The following is a 1,055-nucleotide window of genomic DNA, read 5'->3' as shown; positions in this document are numbered from 1 at the left end:
TAGAGCGGTTTCTGATCAGTCTGCATCGTAACCAGCGGCTGCAAAATAGTTCGAGCATTCCTGGGGTGAGTAGAGGTCCACGATGCGGCCGATGGCGTCCCAGAGGCCATGGATGGTCCGCTCGGCCGCTTTTCGCAGATGCGCCTTCAGCTTGGAAAAGGCCATCTCGATGGGGTTGAAGTCTGGGCTGTAGGGCGGAAGGAACAGGAGCCTGGCACCCGCGGCTTCGATGGCGGCGCGCACGGCAGGCGCCTTATGGCTGGATAGGTTGTCCATGATGACGACGTTGCCCGGTGAGAGTTCAGGCACCAGCACGCGGGTCACATAGGTGGTGAAGGCATCGCCGTTCATCGGCCCGTCGAGAACCCAGGGTGCGATCATGCCGGTGCGGCTCAGACCCGCGACGAAGGTGGTGGTTTTCCAGTGCCCGTGCGGCACGCCGGCCCGCAGTCGTTCGCCGCGCGGCGCCCTGCCGTAGCGACGCGCCATGTTCGTCGATGCCCAGGTCTCATCGATGAAGATGAGCTGCTCGGGATCGAGATCGAGCTGACCGTCAAACCATTCCTCGCGCCGCTTCAGGATGTCGGGACGATCCTGCTCGGTCGCGTGCGCAGTCTTTTTTTGCGCGTGATCCCGCGCCGCGCGAAGAACCGCCATATCGTGCCGAGTGCGACCTCGGTGCCGTGATCGGCCAGAAGTGCCTGCAACTCTGCCAGAGTGATGTCGGGCGTCGCCTTGTAAGCCTCCAGGATCAACCCGGCATGCGCCTCGATCCTCATCGAACGTCGATCGCCACCCTGCTGCTGTGGCGCCGGCGTTCCGTGCTGGTTTGCAAGCTGCTGCCACCGGACAGCGCTCGCGGCACTGACACCGAACCGTACCGCCGCCTGTCGACGCGACAGACCGCTCGCGATCGCCGCCACAACCCTGTCTCGAAGATCCACTGACAATGCTCGCGCCATCCATGCCAGCCTCCTGCACCGGCACGCACCTGAATCAGAAAACCGCAGCGACGGGAATCCCCTTATGATTCAGCACGGTGAGAAACCGCTCTA

The 1,055-nt window shown here is 63.2% G+C and carries 1 protein-coding gene; it reads right to left on the bottom strand.

The window, feature by feature from the left end:
• Positions 1–15 precede the first annotated feature (15 nt).
• Positions 16–962, bottom strand: a protein-coding gene (locus tag U1708_RS20645) for an IS630 family transposase (RefSeq protein ID WP_183938040.1) whose coding sequence is annotated in 2 segments (ribosomal slippage) — positions 16–626 and positions 626–962 — 948 coding nt in all. Because the reading frame shifts where the segments join, the coding sequence is not laid out codon by codon here.
• Positions 963–1,055: the final 93 nt, after the last annotated feature.

The sequence above is a fragment of the Sphingomonas arabinosi genome (genome assembly GCF_036663715.1).
Taxonomy (GTDB): domain Bacteria; phylum Pseudomonadota; class Alphaproteobacteria; order Sphingomonadales; family Sphingomonadaceae; genus Sphingomonas.
The sequence above is the reverse complement of the archived record's forward strand: the minus strand, read 5'-3'. Positions and strand labels throughout refer to the sequence as shown.